The organism is Thiorhodovibrio litoralis, from assembly GCF_033954455.1.
Classification (GTDB): domain Bacteria; phylum Pseudomonadota; class Gammaproteobacteria; order Chromatiales; family Chromatiaceae; genus Thiorhodovibrio; species Thiorhodovibrio litoralis.
Genome location: NZ_CP121473.1, coordinates 863,891 through 878,734 on the forward strand (window position 1 = coordinate 863,891; position 14,844 = coordinate 878,734).

At 60.8% G+C, this 14,844-nt stretch carries 16 protein-coding genes; 12 read left to right on the plus strand and 4 right to left on the minus strand.

The annotated features are described in order from the left end of the window. Nucleotides 1-95 precede the first annotated feature (95 nt). The 6 genes from Thiosp_RS03900 (at nt 96) to minE (ending at nt 3,722) form a co-directional block, all read left to right on the plus strand. Nucleotides 96-419: a YbaB/EbfC family nucleoid-associated protein gene (locus Thiosp_RS03900; protein WP_201065508.1), complete on the plus strand. Its 324-nt coding sequence runs from the start codon at nt 96-98 to the stop codon at nt 417-419. Nucleotides 420-524: 105 nt separating this feature from the next. After that, a complete protein-coding gene (recR, locus tag Thiosp_RS03905) occupies nt 525-1,145 on the plus strand; it encodes a recombination mediator RecR (RefSeq protein ID WP_207188022.1) in 621 nt (206 codons plus the stop codon). 58 nt (nt 1,146-1,203) lie between these two features. Continuing rightward, nucleotides 1,204-1,548 carry a histidine triad nucleotide-binding protein gene (locus Thiosp_RS03910; RefSeq protein WP_201065511.1) on the plus strand — a complete coding sequence of 115 codons (345 nt, stop codon included), beginning with the start codon at nt 1,204-1,206 and terminating at the stop codon, nt 1,546-1,548. 105 nt (nt 1,549-1,653) lie between these two features. Continuing rightward, entirely contained in the window at nt 1,654-2,460 is an 807-nt protein-coding gene (gene minC / locus Thiosp_RS03915; protein ID WP_201065514.1) for a septum site-determining protein MinC, read from the plus strand. Nucleotides 2,461-2,642: 182 nt separating this feature from the next. Continuing rightward, nucleotides 2,643-3,452: a septum site-determining protein MinD gene (gene minD / locus Thiosp_RS03920; protein WP_201065517.1), complete on the plus strand. Its 810-nt coding sequence runs from the start codon at nt 2,643-2,645 to the stop codon at nt 3,450-3,452. Nucleotides 3,453-3,455: 3 nt separating this feature from the next. Further along, on the plus strand, nt 3,456-3,722 hold the full coding sequence (minE, locus tag Thiosp_RS03925; protein ID WP_201065520.1) for a cell division topological specificity factor MinE: 267 nt from the start codon (nt 3,456-3,458) through the stop codon (nt 3,720-3,722). A 34-nt stretch (nt 3,723-3,756) separates the two neighbouring features. On the opposite strand, the gene dapE is transcribed toward minE, so the two are convergent. The 3 genes from dapE to dapC all read right to left on the minus strand — a co-directional run bounded on the left by dapE (nt 3,757) and on the right by dapC (nt 7,389). Continuing rightward, nucleotides 3,757-4,995: a succinyl-diaminopimelate desuccinylase gene (gene dapE, locus Thiosp_RS03930; protein ID WP_201065534.1), complete on the minus strand. Its 1,239-nt coding sequence runs from the start codon at nt 4,993-4,995 to the stop codon at nt 3,757-3,759. A gap of 21 nt (nt 4,996-5,016) precedes the next feature. Next, on the minus strand, nt 5,017-5,838 hold the full coding sequence (dapD, locus tag Thiosp_RS03935) for a 2,3,4,5-tetrahydropyridine-2,6-dicarboxylate N-succinyltransferase (RefSeq protein ID WP_201065537.1): 822 nt from the start codon (nt 5,836-5,838) through the stop codon (nt 5,017-5,019). A 306-nt stretch (nt 5,839-6,144) separates the two neighbouring features. Continuing rightward, on the minus strand, nt 6,145-7,389 hold the full coding sequence (gene dapC, locus Thiosp_RS03940) for a succinyldiaminopimelate transaminase (protein WP_201065685.1): 1,245 nt from the start codon (nt 7,387-7,389) through the stop codon (nt 6,145-6,147). Between the two features lie 216 nt (nt 7,390-7,605). Here dapC and Thiosp_RS03945 point away from each other — a divergent pair, with 216 nt between their 5' ends. From Thiosp_RS03945 to Thiosp_RS03970, 6 genes are all read left to right on the plus strand, one after another. After that, nucleotides 7,606-8,847: a hypothetical protein gene (locus Thiosp_RS03945; protein ID WP_201065541.1), complete on the plus strand. Its 1,242-nt coding sequence runs from the start codon at nt 7,606-7,608 to the stop codon at nt 8,845-8,847. After that, nucleotides 8,847-9,272 (plus strand): type 2 periplasmic-binding domain-containing protein, encoded by a 426-nt coding sequence (locus Thiosp_RS03950; RefSeq protein WP_201065544.1) that lies wholly within the window; start codon nt 8,847-8,849, stop codon nt 9,270-9,272. The genes Thiosp_RS03945 and Thiosp_RS03950 overlap by 1 nt, the downstream gene beginning before the upstream one ends. A 9-nt stretch (nt 9,273-9,281) precedes the next feature. Then, on the plus strand, nt 9,282-10,871 hold the full coding sequence (locus tag Thiosp_RS03955; RefSeq protein ID WP_201065555.1) for a diguanylate cyclase domain-containing protein: 1,590 nt from the start codon (nt 9,282-9,284) through the stop codon (nt 10,869-10,871). Between the two features lie 43 nt (nt 10,872-10,914). Continuing rightward, nucleotides 10,915-11,289: a VOC family protein gene (locus tag Thiosp_RS03960; RefSeq protein WP_201065558.1), complete on the plus strand. Its 375-nt coding sequence runs from the start codon at nt 10,915-10,917 to the stop codon at nt 11,287-11,289. A gap of 191 nt (nt 11,290-11,480) precedes the next feature. Continuing rightward, entirely contained in the window at nt 11,481-12,899 is a 1,419-nt protein-coding gene (gene gltX, locus Thiosp_RS03965; RefSeq protein ID WP_201065562.1) for a glutamate--tRNA ligase, read from the plus strand. A 61-nt stretch (nt 12,900-12,960) separates the two neighbouring features. Then, a complete protein-coding gene (locus Thiosp_RS03970; protein WP_201065565.1) occupies nt 12,961-14,073 on the plus strand; it encodes a glycosyltransferase in 1,113 nt (370 codons plus the stop codon). Here the strand turns inward: Thiosp_RS03970 and Thiosp_RS03975 are convergent. Beyond that, nucleotides 14,024-14,770 carry a sulfotransferase family 2 domain-containing protein gene (locus tag Thiosp_RS03975; RefSeq protein WP_201065567.1) on the minus strand — a complete coding sequence of 249 codons (747 nt, stop codon included), beginning with the start codon at nt 14,768-14,770 and terminating at the stop codon, nt 14,024-14,026. The genes Thiosp_RS03970 and Thiosp_RS03975 overlap by 50 nt on opposite strands. Nucleotides 14,771-14,844: the final 74 nt, after the last annotated feature.

Consider the following 14,844-nt stretch of genomic DNA (forward strand, 5'->3'; position numbering starts at 1 on the left):
GCCAACAACCGGCGTGACTTAGAGCGGGTTGCCGTTGGGGCGCAACCCGCAACTTATCGTGACATTAGGCAACGCATAAAAACAGAGGATTACGCATGAAAGGCGGAATTGGAAACATGCTCAAGCAGGCGCAGAAAATGCAGCAGGAGCTGCAAGAGTCGCAGGAGCGCCTAGCGCAGGAGGAGGTGACCGGGGAGTCCGGCGGCGGCATGGTGAAGATCACCTTGAACGGCAAGTACGAGGTGCGCAAGGTTGAGCTCGATCCGTCGCTGATGAGCGACGAGAAGGAAATGCTCGAGGACCTGATCGCTGCGGCCACCAACGACGCGGTGCAGCGGGTTTCCGAGAAGCAAAAGGAAAGCATGGCGAGTCTGACTGCGGGTCTGCCGTTGCCCCCAGGCATGAAGCTGCCGTTTTAGATCGGCGTGCGCGAGGCTCAGGCGAACGGGAGGCGCAAGCGTCGCTGAGCGCGAGCCCTGCGCTTGGTGCCACTCGCGATTGCTTGTGCAGGATGTCTCTGCCCAATGCGCTTGCCAGATGTCATTGCCGTGTCAGAATCTCACCTACTGCCTGAATTGATCGACTCTCTGCGCTGTCTGCCAGGCGTCGGGCCGAAGTCGGCGCAGCGTATGGCGTTCTATCTGCTCGAGCGCGATCGCGACGCCGGTCGCCACCTGGCTGCGGTGATGGCGTCGGCCATGGACCGGATCGGGCGCTGTGAGTCGTGCCGCACGCTGACAGAAGCCCAACTTTGCAGCATCTGCGCCAGTTCCAAGCGCGATCAGAGTCTGGTCTGCGTGGTGGAGGGGCCGTCCGACGTGGCGGCGATTGAGCAAGCAACCGAGTTCTCTGGCGTCTATTTTGTGCTTGGCGGGCGGCTGTCGCCGCTCGACGGGATCGGTCCCGATGAGCTTGAGCTCGACCGCCTGCAACAAAGGCTGGCCGGCGACGGGGTGACTGAGTTGATTCTCGCAATTAGTCCGACGATCGAGGGTAGCGCCACCTCGCACTACATTGCGGAGATGGCAGCCGCCGTCCGGGTACCGGTCACGCGCATCGCCCACGGCGTGCCTTTGGGCGGAGAGCTCGAGTACGTCGACGGCGGAACTCTGGCGCATGCGTTTAGCGGACGTCAGCCGGTTTAGCGCCTATCGCCAAGAGATGGCACAATGGGCGCCATCACCATCAGGAGGCCGGAAAGTCATGTCGGATACTGTGTTCGGTAAAATCGCGCGCGGCGAGATGGACGCCGATATCGTTTATCAGGATGATCAGGCCGTCGCCTTTCGCGACCTGAGTCCGCAGGCGCCGGTGCACATACTGATTATTCCGCGCAAGCCCATTGCCACGCTCAACGACGTCTCGCCTGAGGACGCCGCCCTGGTCGGACATCTGTTCCTGGTCGCCTCCAAGGTGGCTGCGCAGGAGGGAGTGGCCGAGCAGGGTTATCGCACCGTCATCAATTGCAATGCTCAGGCTGGCCAGACGGTTTATCATCTGCATGTGCACCTGCTGGCCGGACGCGCGCTGCAGTGGCCTCCGGGTTAGCCAGCGGCTTTGGTGCAGGGAGCCTTTGGGACTCAGCGGCTCCTGCGATTGGCCCCTATGACAGCGTCTCTGCTGCCTGCGCTTTGCCTGCGATGGACTGATGCGATGACTGTGCAAAATGAGTCGGAAAACAACGCGACCCAAAGTGTCCTCGACATTAAGGCAGCGTCTTTCAGTCTGCCCGTTATTCGGCTGTTGCGGCTCGATATGGAGAGCTTCGCCGATGAGATCAGGGCCAAGGTAGAGCAGGCGCCGGACTTTTTTCTCCACGCCCCTGTGGTGATTGATCTCGGCGGACTTGATGATCCGGCAGCAGAGGTGAATTTCCCGCGTTTGGTCGGGCTGTTGCGGGGCTACGGTATGCTGCCGATCGGGCTGCGTGGCGGCTCGGCGGAACAACAGGATGCGGCGCGCGCCATGGAGCTGGTGCTGATGAGCGACGGCGGCCGGCGGCGCGTGCATGAGACGGCGCGCAACGGTGACTCCGAGGTGGCGGATGCCGTCAAACAGGCAGAGAGCCTGCAGACCGGCGACAAGGCCCCACGCGGCGAAGTGCCCCAGAACGGCAATGGCATAGGAATTGAAGTTGGTTCCACCCTGATCGACCGTCCGGTGCGTTCTGGGCAAAAGGTCTATGCTGCTGGCGGCGACCTGACGGTGACGGCTGCTGTTAACTCGGGCGCCGAGCTGATGGCGGATGGCAACATCCACATATACGGTCCCTTGCGCGGTCGGGTGTTTGCTGGAATTAGAGGGAACACCAAGGCGCGGATTTTTTGTCAGGATCTACAGGCGGAGCTGGTGGCGGTGGCTGGTCATTATCGCGTTAGCGAAAATATTCCGCTCAACCTGAAAAACGCCAGGGTCCAGATTTATCTCGATGAGGAAACCTTGCGGATCGAGCCGTTCTGACGGTCACGCATTCTTTCCGGGCGAGTGTTTGATGTTGCCAGCGCGGTGCGCCTTTCGGCAATATACGCTTGGTTTTGCTAGCGGGCGGCTGCGCCCTTTGCGCAGCGGCTTTTGTTTGGCAGCCTATATGGTTAGCAGCCTAATGGTTTAGCAGCCTAATGGTTTAGCAGGAGGATCAATCCTTGGCTAGAGTTATTGTGATCACCTCGGGCAAAGGCGGTGTCGGTAAGACGACCACCGCAGCGGCTATGGGCATGGGCCTGGCGCAGAAAGGCCACAAGACCGTGGTGATCGATTTTGACGTGGGCTTGCGTAATCTGGATCTGGTGCTGGGCTGCGAGCGGCGCGTGGTCTATGACTTTGTCAATATCATCAATGGCGAGGCCAAGCTGAACCAGGCGCTGATCCGCGACAAGCGTTGCGACAAGCTCTCGATTCTGCCTGCCTCGCAGACGCGGGACAAGGACGCGCTCAGTCGTGAAGGCGTCGGGCAGGTGCTTGAGGATCTGGCCAAGGATCACGAGTACATTATTTGCGATTCGCCAGCCGGCATTGAGCATGGCGCGCTGATGGCCATGTACTTCGCCGACGATGCCGTGGTGGTGACCAACCCTGAGGTCTCTTCGGTGCGGGACTCAGACCGCATGCTGGGCATTCTCTCGAGCAAATCGCGCCGGTCTGAGCAAAATCTCGAGCCGATTGCAGAGCATCTGTTGCTGACGCGCTACTCGCCCGAGCGCGTCGAGCGCGGCGAGATGTTGAGCGTGGCCGATGTGCAGGAAATTCTTTCGTTGAAAATGCTTGGCGTGATCCCGGAATCCCAGGCAGTGCTTAATGCATCCAACGCTGGCAATCCGGTGATTCTGGATAAAGACTCCAACGCCGGGCAGGCCTATCAGGATATGGTCATGCGATACCTCGGTCATGAGGTTCCCCTGCGATTCCTGTCCGCCGATAAGCGGGGAATCTTCGGACGCCTGTTCGGAGGCTAGCCAATGGGCTTACTCGACTATTTCCGCACAACCAACCGCGCCAAGGGGTCTGCCTCGGTCGCGAAAGAGCGTCTGCAGATTCTGGTCGCGCACGACCGTCTCGCGCGGGATCGGCCGTCTTACCTGCCACGACTGGAACGCGAGATTCTCGAGGTCATCCGCAGATATGTGGATGTTGACCCGAACGCCGTTTCGGTCAGCTACGAGCAGGACGATAACCAGGAGTTTCTCGAGCTCAACATCCTGCTGCCCGACAACCCGGGGCGCTAATTCAGCACTCTATACGGCGCTCTGAGCAAGGGCGCTAAGGCGCCAGCAGCCGCTCCAGGATGCCGGCATAAATGGCCGCCAAGGGCTCAAGATCCGCCACCGGAACGCATTCATCGACCTTATGAATGGTCGCGTTCAGCGGGCCAAGCTCGACTACCTGGGTACCAGTCGGCGCGATAAAGCGCCCGTCCGATGTGCCGCCGCTGGTCGATAACCGGGTCTCCACTCCAGTCACCGCCTTGATCGCAGCCGCTGTCGCCTTGGTCAGTTTGCCGGCAGGCGTGAGGAATGGCTCGCCCGAAAGGCGCCAGTCGATGGCGTACTCCATTCCCGCAGTGGACTGCCCTGCAGCTTGATTCATCTTGGCGTCATCTAGCGCGGCATGATCTAGCCCGGAGTGGTTTTGCCCAGGTTGGTTTCGGCCGGCATGGTTAACCCCGGCACCATTCAGCAGGGCCACGAAACGCTGCTGGATTTGCTCCGGCGTCAGTTCGGTCGAAAAGCGCCAGTTGCAAAGCAGTTCCAACTCCCCCGGGATGACATTCTCGGCTCCAGTTCCACTGTGGATGTTGGAGATCTGGAAGCTGGTCGGCGGGAAGTAGTCGTTGCCCTGGTCCCAGACCTCGGCACACAGCGGACCGAGTATGGCGCTTAGCCGATGGATCGGGTTGTCAGCCAGGCTGGGGTAGGCCACATGCCCCTGCTTGCCGCGAATGCGCAGCTTCGCGTTCAGGCTGCCGCGGCGCCCGTTGCGAATCTGATCACCGAGCCGGTCCTGACAGGAAGGCTCGCCGACGACGCAATAATCGATCTGCTCGCCGCGTGCCTGCAACGCCTCGATCACCCGGCGCGTGCCATCAACCGCCGGGCCTTCCTCGTCGCTGGTGATCAGCAAGGCGATCGAGCCGACAGGCTTCGGGTGTTGGGCAAGGAACTGTTCGCAGGCGACCACCATCGCGGCAAGAGAACTTTTCATGTCTGCTGCGCCGCGACCAAAAAGCTGCCCGTCGCGGACCACGGGCACGAAAGGGTCGCTGTGCCAATGCGCGCGCGGCCCGGGTGGCACCACGTCGGTATGACCGGCAAAGCAGACCAATGGCGGCTTGTCGCCCAGGCGAGCCCACAGGTTAGTGACGTCGCCAAAAGCCATGGATTCGAGCCGGAAGCCGAGCGCGCTCAGACGCTCGCTGAGCAGCGTCTGACAGCCCGCGTCCTCGGGTGTGATCGATGGGCGCGCAATCAGCGCCTTGGCGAGTTCAAGAACAGAAGACATGGTTGGCTGTATAGCGCGGGCCTAGATGTCGCGCAGCAGCTCGTTGATGCCGACTTTGCCGCAGGTTTTCTCATCCACCTGCTTGATGATGACTGCGCAATACAGACTATGGGTGCCGTCTTTCGACGGTAAATTGCCGGGCACCACGACCGAGCCGGGCGGTACATGGCCGAATAGAATCTCGCCAGTCTCGCGGTTGTAGATCTTGGTGCTCTGGCCGATGTAGACGCCCATGGAGATGACCGCGCCCTCGCCGACGATCACGCCCTCGACAACCTCTGAGCGCGCGCCGATAAAGCAGTTGTCCTCAATGATGGTCGGCGCCGCCTGCACTGGCTCCAGCACGCCGCCAATGCCCACACCGCCGGACAGATGCACGTTCTTGCCAATCTGCGCGCAGGAGCCGACCGTGGCCCAGGTATCGACCATGGTGCCAGAATCGACATAGGCGCCGATATTCACATAGCTCGGCATCAGCACGCAGCTTGGCGCGATATAGGACCCACGGCGCGCGGTGGCTGGCGGTACCACACGCACGCCGCCTTCGCGGAATTCGCGCGAATTGCTGTCCTGATATTTCGACGGCACCTTGTCGTAGTAATTGGTGAAGCCGCCCTTGATGAAGGCATTGTCCTCGATGCGAAACGAGAGCAGCACCGCCTTTTTGATCCAGTCGTTCACATGCCATTGGCCGTCGCGCTTCTCCGCCACCCGAGATTGGCCGCGGTCGAGCTGCTCGATGGTATCCATCACCGCATCCCGCACCAGTGTCTCCACATTGCGTGGGGTAATCTCGGCGCGGCGCTCAAAGGCTTGTTCGATAATCTGTTGCTGCTCGTTCAAGGTCGGACTCCGGGAGGTGAATGTGCCTGAAACACATAGAGCTTTGGCGTGTTTTAGGTCGGGTGACGGGCGCGGGGGACGCCGTGAATACATCCCTGTAGGCTTCCCGGCGGCGTCCTGCCGCCGAGACCCCCGCGCCCGTCACCCGACCTAAAGCCGAGCGCTCATTTGTGGTTCTTAGAATCGCAATTTAGTGGCGCATTATACCCGAGGCGCTCTGGCAGGGGCGCAGGCTGGTCGTCGTTATAAGGTGGCCCATTGCCGCAGCTGCGGAGGTATCTCGGGGCCGCTATAGGCTGGGAGCCGTTATAAGGCAGCGCAGTAGCGGCGAATTCGCTCAGCGGCCTCGATGCAGTCTTTGAGTTCTGGCACCAGGGCGATGCGGACATAGCCGCGGCCGGGATCATCGCCCTTGGCGCCATTCGGTCTGGAGCCATCGGGTCTGGACAGGAAGCGGCCGGGCAGCAGGGTGAGATGTTGGCTGGCGAACAGTTCACGGGCGAAGCGGGTTTCGTCTTGCTCCGGGGTGCGCGCCCAGAGGTAAAAGCCACCATCAGGCTGGCGGCAGTCGAGCACCCCGTTCAGAATCTCCAGCACGGTTTTGAACTTTTCGCGGTATTGCGCGCGGTTCTCGCGGACATGGGCCTCGTCGCTCCAGGCCGCGATGCTGGCATGCTGGTGCTGCAGTGGCATGGCGCAGCCGTGGTAAGTGCGGTAAGCAAAGAATTGCTCGATCAACCTGGCATCGCCGGCGACGAAGCCCGAACGCAGCCCGGGCGCGTTGGAGCGCTTGGACAAGCTGTGAAAGACCAGGCAGCGGCGATAGTCGTCCAGGCCCATCGCGGCGGCCGCCTGGAGCAGGCCGACGGGCGGCTTTGACTCATCCGGGTAGATCTCGGAGTAGCACTCGTCGGCCGCGATGATGAAATCATGCCTTTGGGCGAGTTCGATCAGCCGTTGTAGGTTGGCCTGATCCATCACAGCGCCGCTCGGGTTGCCGGGTGAGCACAAATACAGCAGTTGGCAGCGTTTCCAGCTGGAATCGTCGACGGCCTCGATATCCGGCAAAAAGCCATTGTCGGCGGTGCAGGGCAGATAGCGCGGCTCGGCACGCGCGAGCAGGGCGGCGCCTTCATAGATCTGATAGAAGGGATTGGGCATCATCACGAGCGGCTGTTCGCTCGGGTCGATCAGCGCCTGGGCGAGGGCGAACAGCGCCTCGCGGGTGCCGTTCACGGGCAGAATCTGGGTCGCCGGGTCGATGCCAGATCCAGACACGGCTCCTTTATTGGACCGGCCGAGCTGGAAGCGCAGCGTCAGCCAGCCGGCAATGGTCTCGCGCAGCTCAGGCAGTCCTCGCGTGCTTGGGTAGGTCGCCAGATGATGCAGATGCGCGATCAGCGCGTTGCGAATGATCGACGGCGTGGGATGCTTGGGCTCCCCAATCGAGAGCATGATCGGCTTGAGTTCGGCTGGCGGTGTCACGCCCTGCTTGAGGGCGGCGAGCCGCTCAAACGGATAGGGTTTGAGGAGGTCGAGCACGGGATTCATCGCAGTTAATTGTTCAGTCTGTAATAGATTGCGCATTATAGGGATATGCGCTTCGGTTATGATGTGATTTGTTCATTCAGACCCTAAGTCTTCAATATGATCAGGTTTCAGTCCAGGGAATTGATTTCGCGAGTCGGACAAGAGCGGTGGTCTGTGCGGTGGGTTCGGCGCCCCCTTCTAGCTGGCTGTCCCGCTCCTTGTTTGCTCGCGGGATTCATGTTGCTGTTCGGCACGCCAGGAACTTGGGCGGGCGAAGGCACCATTGGCAAGCCCAGGGTTCGGCTCAGCAGTTTCGGCACTTTAGGGATGGCTTATAGCAGCCAGGCTGATCTGCATGCGCAGCGGGACTGGGGGCAGCCTGATACCTTCCAGGGGGCCTGGTCCTGGAAACTGGATTCGATTTTCGGCGTGCAAGCAAACGCGCAACTGGCAGATACGCTGAATGCCGGGGTGCAGCTTGTTCTCAAAGACCGTCCCGCGGTGACGCTGGAAGAGAGTCTGCAGTGGGGCTTCCTGGCGTGGCAGCCGAGCGAAGGACTGGTGCTTCGCGGCGGACGCCTTGGTATTGATTTCTACATGCTCTCGGATTATCGCAACGTGGGTTTCGCCTATCTCTGGCAGCGCCCGCCGATCGAGTTCTACGGCCCTCTCCTGCCTTATCATGTCGATGGGTTCGATTTAACCTATCAACACCCCTTTGCCGACGGGATTGTGCTGGCCAAAGTATACGCTGGGACGACAAGGCAAGACGTCCAACTTGTCAGTGGCGTGAGCGCGGAACAGCTGGAATTGACTCCCATGTGGGGCGGCAGCCTGAGTTACGAAAATGAGCGCTGGCGGCTGAAGGCGGGTTTTGGACACATCACCTTCGGGGATGATCTGTCCTACCTCGATTCCACTGGCTTGTTGCCGGGTCTGAGGGAGCCGCTGGTGCAATGGATTTGGCCCGCGGCTCAAGGCTATGCCGATGATGCGACAATGAAAGGAAAGAGCATCGGTTTCTATTCCCTGGGCGCATCCTTCGATGACAATACCTGGCTGATGTCCGGGGAATTGGGGTATTTGGACAGCGAGTGGGGGCCTGTGCAGGATTCCTTTAGTGCTTATCTGAGCATTGGGCGCCGTTGGGGGCATCTGACGCCTTATGTGCTGCTCGCGGCTATCGAACCGGTCGGCGAGGCCAAGTCGATTGACGCTCCGCCCCAGTTCGCCTTGAGCGATCCGGCCTTGGCGGAGATTTATGCTGGGACCAAGGGTCTTTACTCTGATCTCTTATCGGATCAGCGCACGCTAAGCCTTGGGTTGCGTTGGGATGTGTCCAACAACATGGCTATGAAGTTCCAGTGGGACCATAGTCAGGTCAGGGACGACGGGCTTTGGTGGAATACCTCCGGCGATAGTGATTTTACCGACACCCGTGTGAATGTTCTCTCGGCCAGTTTGAACTGGATGTTCTGATGAAGACGCAGGTCCTTGCGATTGTGGTCATCATGAGCCTGTGCCTGACGGGGCTGGCGCGGGCTGAGCTGGTCGTGGTCGTTAATTCGGAAAATCCGGTTACTGAATTGACGCGAGACCAAGTCGTGGATATCTACATGGGCCGACGGACGCGCTTTCCGGATGGTCGCCCAGCGTTGCCCATCGATCTCGGCCCGGATTCGCCCCTGCGCGCGGCTTACTATCAGGAGCTGGTCGGTAAGACTGTCGCGCAAGTCAATGCCTATTGGGCGCGCCTGTTATTCACCGGGCGGGCAACACCGCCACGGGTGTTGCCCGATATCGAGGCGGTGCTCGACGTTGTGAACGCCAATCAGGACGCGCTGGCTTATCTCGACAGCCAGTCCCTGGATGATCAGGTGAAGATTGTCTACCGTCTGCACTAGGAAATGGTGGTGAATGATCGCCTCTCCATCCGCATTGCCATCACCGTTGGTGTCCTTGCTCTGCTGGGAGCGGGCTTGGTTTCCTTTGTGTCTTACTGGCGCACCCATGCGGTGGAGGTGACCAGCGCTCAGCGCACCCTGAGCCAACTTGGTGCCACGGTCGAGCGCACGGCAATGATCGCAGCTTATCTGCAAAATCGCGAAATTGCCGAAGACGCCGTGCTTGGGCTGGCGAAGAACGAGATTGTTGCCGCTGTCTCCCTGACCAGTCTCGACGGAACCTTCTCGGTCGATCACGGTCACCCGGCCAGTCAGTCAGCACAGGACGCGGTAAGGGTTGCGCTGGAATCCCCATTCACACCGGGCGAGCAAGTCGGCGAAATGACCATTTATCCGCGTCAGGAGTTGATTAACCTGAACGCGCGCAGCGCTGCGCTCGGTAATGCTGTGCTCCTTGGTGGCTACACCTTGCTGGTTGCCCTGTTGGTCATGGCGATTATTCAGTGGCAATTCGTTCCTGTGCTGCGGCAACTCGCCAGCGCCCTGCATGTGATCAACCCTGGCGGTCCGGAGCGACTGCAACTCCCGAGTCGACACCGGGATGACGAAATTGGCCGATTGGCCCTCGATATCAATCGATTGCTGGATTTGGTCCAGTCCAAGCTCGATAATGAGCGTGGGCTGCGTCTGGAAATGCAGGATCTGGAACAGCGTTTTCGCCTGATCTTCGAGCGCGCCAGCGTGGGGATTTTTCTGCTCGATGAAGATGGCTGCCTGGTCATGGCCAACCAGGCATTTCGGGACATCCTGGGTCGGGATGGCATGAGCCAAATCCAAGGTCATCAGATCTGCCTCTACCAGCTGTTTGATGATGTCGAACGGGTGATTGCGATGCTGGAGGAGGCCACTGATCATGGCCAGTCGACGAGCGCCGATCTCAGCCTGGCCAATGATGCGTCGAGTACGCCGCGCTGGGTGCACTGTGTGCTGACACGCATCCGGTATAACAGTGATAATCACCTGGCAGGCAGAGCATTGGTTCAGGGTATCGTCACTGACATTACTGAACGTAAGCAGGCCGAGCGAATCATCCGCTTTCAGGCCGAGCGCGATCCACTTACGAACCTTGCCAATCGGCGTTCTGCCGAGGCTGAGCTGAATGCACGCCTGGAGCAGTCACGTCGTGAAGGGGTGTGCTTGGCCGTCTGTCTCATCGATCTCGATCAGTTCAAGCCAATCAACGATACCTATGGCCATGACGTGGGTGACAAGGTATTGGTGGCGGTGGCTGAGCGCATTAGGGATTGTGTTCGACGGGCCGATCTGACCGCCCGTCTTGGTGGCGATGAGTTTCTGGTCGCGCTCCTGGATGTCTCCTGTCGCTCGACGATCGGGTCAGTGGCGCGCAAGCTCCTTGAATCCCTCGCCCGGCCTATCGACCTGGGTGACGGGCTGGAACTCCGCGTTGGAGCCAGTTTGGGGATCAGCTTGTCCAACGAGCATGGCCATGATCTCCAACGCTTGCTGAGTCTGGCTGATCAGGCAATGTATCAAGTCAAGCGGCACGGCAAGAATGCGTTTCGGGTCTATTCTGCGTAACAAGCTTTCGGTGGCCAACGGGCGCTAAGTTGGGGGAGGGAAGATGATTCTCGGGATTCATCATGTCAGTCTGATTGTGGCTGACACCAAGCGGGCACTGGAGTTCTATCAGGATCTGCTTGGCTTGGCGATCGAACCAAGTCGCCCGGATCTGGGTTTTCCTGGGGCCTGGCTGCGGCTGGGGGATGGGCAGATTCATTTGCTGGAGCTGCCGAATCCCGACCCGACCATTGGGCGCCCGGCGCATGGCGGGCGCGACCGTCATCTCGCGGTGCGGGTGAGCGGACTCGATGGCCTGGCCGAGCGCTTGCAGGCGGCTGGTGTGGGCTTTACGCGCAGCAAGTCCGGTCGCAAGGCACTGTTCTGCCGCGACCCGGACGGCAATGCGCTGGAGCTGATCGATACCGAGCAGAGCTGACGGGCGTCGAAGCGCATTCGATCCGCCCTGTTCGCAGACCTGTCGGCGGCTGCTTGGAAGCCGCCTGCGATCAGCGGCGCGCGGCTCTGCTACAATGCGCCCCCGCGTCACGAGCTGACGGGACCAGACGAGGCCGGCCCTTGGCGGCCCCAGCCACTAATGACGAAACCCTAACAACTCACCACTCAGACATGACTACCGTCCGTACCCGTTTCGCTCCCTCGCCGACCGGATTTCTGCATGTCGGCGGCGCCCGTACTGCCTTGTTTTCCTATCTGTTCGCGCGCAAGCATGGCGGGCAGTTCATCCTGCGCATCGAGGATACCGACCTGGAGCGCTCCACGCCCGAGTCGGTCAATGCCATCCTTGAAGGCATGACCTGGCTGGGGCTAGATTATGACGAGGGACCTTTCTATCAGACACAGCGCTTCGACCGTTATCACGCGGTGATCGATGAGTTGCTCGACAAAGGACTGGCCTACCGTTGCAGCTGCCCGAAAGAGCGTCTGGACAAGCTGCGCGAGCGGCAGATGGCGGCCAAGGTCAAGCCTCGTTATGACGGGCACTGTCGCGGTAAGACTGTCGATCCGTCCGAGCCGCATGTGGTGCGCTTTTCCAATCCTGTCGAAGGGCTGGTGGTGGTCGACGACCGGGTGCGCGGGAAGGTGCCGTTCAACAATAACGAGCTCGATGACCTGATCATCCGCCGCAGCGACGGCTCGCCCACCTACAATCTCACCGTGGTGGTCGACGATGCCGAGATGAACATTACCGATGTGATTCGAGGCGACGATCATCTTGGCAACACCGCTCGCCAGATCAACATCTTAAAGGCCTGGGGCAAAGAGCCGCCGCGCTATGCTCATCTGCCGATGATTCTCGGCGAGGACGGCAGCAGGCTGTCCAAACGCCATGGGGCGGTGAGCGTGATCGCCTTTCGCGATCAGGGCTATCTGCCCGAGGCGCTGCTGAATTATCTGGTGCGCCTGGGTTGGTCGCATGGCGATCAGGAAATTTTTTCCGTCGATGAGATGATCGCGCTCTTCGATCTGGAAGCGGTCAACAAGGCGGCGTCAGCCTTCGACTACAACAAGCTTGCATGGGTCAATCAGCATTACATCCAGCATGGCGATGCCAAGCGCATTGCTCACTTGCTGAGTCCGCATTTGGGACATTTGGGCATCGACCCGAGCACCGGGCCTGAGTTGACGGCCGTGGTGGAGGCGCAGGCGGCGCGCGCCAAGACGCTGAAGGAGCTGGCCGACATCAGTACCTTCATCTATCAGGATTTCGACGACTACGATGCCGCTTCAGCCAAGAAGCATCTGCGCCCCGTTGCGCTGGAGCCGCTCAAGCGTATGCGCGCTGCATTGGAAATGCTGGCGCTGGAGGACTGGCAGCCCGAGATGCTCCACCATCAGGTCGATCAGGTCGCGGCTGAGCTGGACCTGGCCATGGGCAAGGTCGCGCAGCCGCTGCGGGTCGCGGTGGTTGGGCGGGCGGCCTCGCCCGGTATTGATGTGACCCTGCATCTGATCGGCAAGGACGCAGTCCTGCGGCGTATCGACCGTGCCCTAGCCTTTATCGAGGCGCGTGCGGCGCAGGGTTGATGGCTCAAGCTGATGAATCCCGCCCGGGCCTCCGGCTTTCCGGGCTGCTCCGGTTTTGCTGATGTCAGCCTGCCGACCAGAGCTGGCCGTCATCGTGCCGACCTACAACGAGGCGGCCAACATTCAGGCGGTCATCGACGGGCTGGAACAGGCGCTGACCGGCATCGACTGGGAGCTGATCGTCGTCGATGACGACTCCCCCGATGGCACTGCCGAACGGGTGCGTTCGCTGGCTTGCGAGCATCCGCGGGTGCGGGTGCTGCAGCGCATCGGCCGGCGCGGGCTGTCCTCGGCTTGCATCGAGGGCATGCTCGCCACCACCGCGCCCTATCTCGCGGTGATGGATGCCGATATGCAGCACGATGAGGCACTGTTGCCGCGCATGCTTGAGCGGGCAAAAGTCGCCGGGCTCGATCTGGTAGTCGGCAGCCGTTATGTTGCCGGCGGCGGTCTTGGGGACTGGAGTGAGCAGCGCCGCTCGATGAGCCGCCTGGCCGGCGCCATTGGTCGGCGGCTGATCAAGGCCGACCTGAAAGACCCCATGAGCGGCTTTTTTCTGCTGCGTGCCGAGGTGCTGCACCAGTGCGTGCGACGCCTGAGCGGGGTGGGCTTTAAGATTCTGCTCGATATCTTCGCCAGCCATCCGCGCCCGCTGCGCTTCGAGGAACTGCCCTACGAGTTTCGCGCACGTCAGGCCGGGGCAAGCAAGCTCGACAACGCGGTGCTGTGGGAGTACCTGCTGATGCTGTTACAGAAGCTCGCCGGGCCCTTGGTTCCGGCGCGCTTTATTGGCTTTTCGCTGATCGGCGGTTCTGGCGTGGTGGTGCACATGCTGGTGCTGTGGCTGCTTTACCGGGTGGCGGACACCAGCTTCCTGTTAGGGCAGTCGGTCGCCACTCTGGTCGCCATGACCACCAATTTCTTCCTCAATAATATCCTGACCTACAGCGACATGCGCCTGCGCGGGCGCGAGTTGCTGCGCGGCTGGGTGTCGTTCGTGGTCGCCTGCAGTGTCGGGGCCTTTGCCAATGTCGGCGTCGCCAGCTATCTGTTCCAGGCCGATTCCTTCTGGGTGCTCTCGGCGCTCTCTGGGATTCTGGTCGGCGCGGTCTGGAACTATGCTGTCACCGCTGTCTATACCTGGAGAAAGCCGAGCGGGGCGCGGGCGCAGTGAAGAGCGCGCGGGTCTGCTCCGCTGGACGCGGCTCCTGCTCGGGATCGAACTGGTAGCCGAACCAGGCGATATCACGCGCGAAACGGCGCGCGATCCACTCGGCTGTTTCGTCGGTGTAATAGGAGCGGTAGTCGCGGCTGCGATCCTGAGCGCGGCGGTGATGGGGCAGGGGACGGATGTTTAGGCCCAAATGGCAGCAAACGTGCTGGAAGTCCGTCTCCAGTTGCTCATAGCGGCCGATGAAATCCACGCAGGGCTGGCCGTCAAGATCAATTAGATAATCGCTCTGCCGCTCGATGGAAGTATCGACGTGATACTGATAAGGGCGCTCAGGGTCGAGCTTCCAGCGCAGAAAGTCGCTGAAGTTGTCATGTCCGCCAAGATAGTGCGGGCGCTCGTGGCGAATGTGATGATAGGAGCTGACCTGCAGATCCCAGGGGTTGCGCACGAAGGCGAATTTGAACAGCTGCTGAAAAAACGCGTGCGGCAGCAACTCCTTGGCGGCGATGATCTTGGCATGGCGCGGCAGCTTGAGTGCCAGGCGGTGGCCGCTCAGATGACTGAAGCGCGCGCATAGAAACATCGGCCAATACCAGGGGTCGCGCCAGCGCTGGCGGCTGAGTGCCGCGCGCACGCTGGTGCCGCCCGTCTTGGCGATATGGACGAACAAAAAACCGTGGCCGGGCGAGAGCAGCATGGCGCTATTCTAGCCCGGCAAGCATGGCGGCGTCGCGATGCCAAGGGCGACACCCGCGTCGATTTGGGGAATGT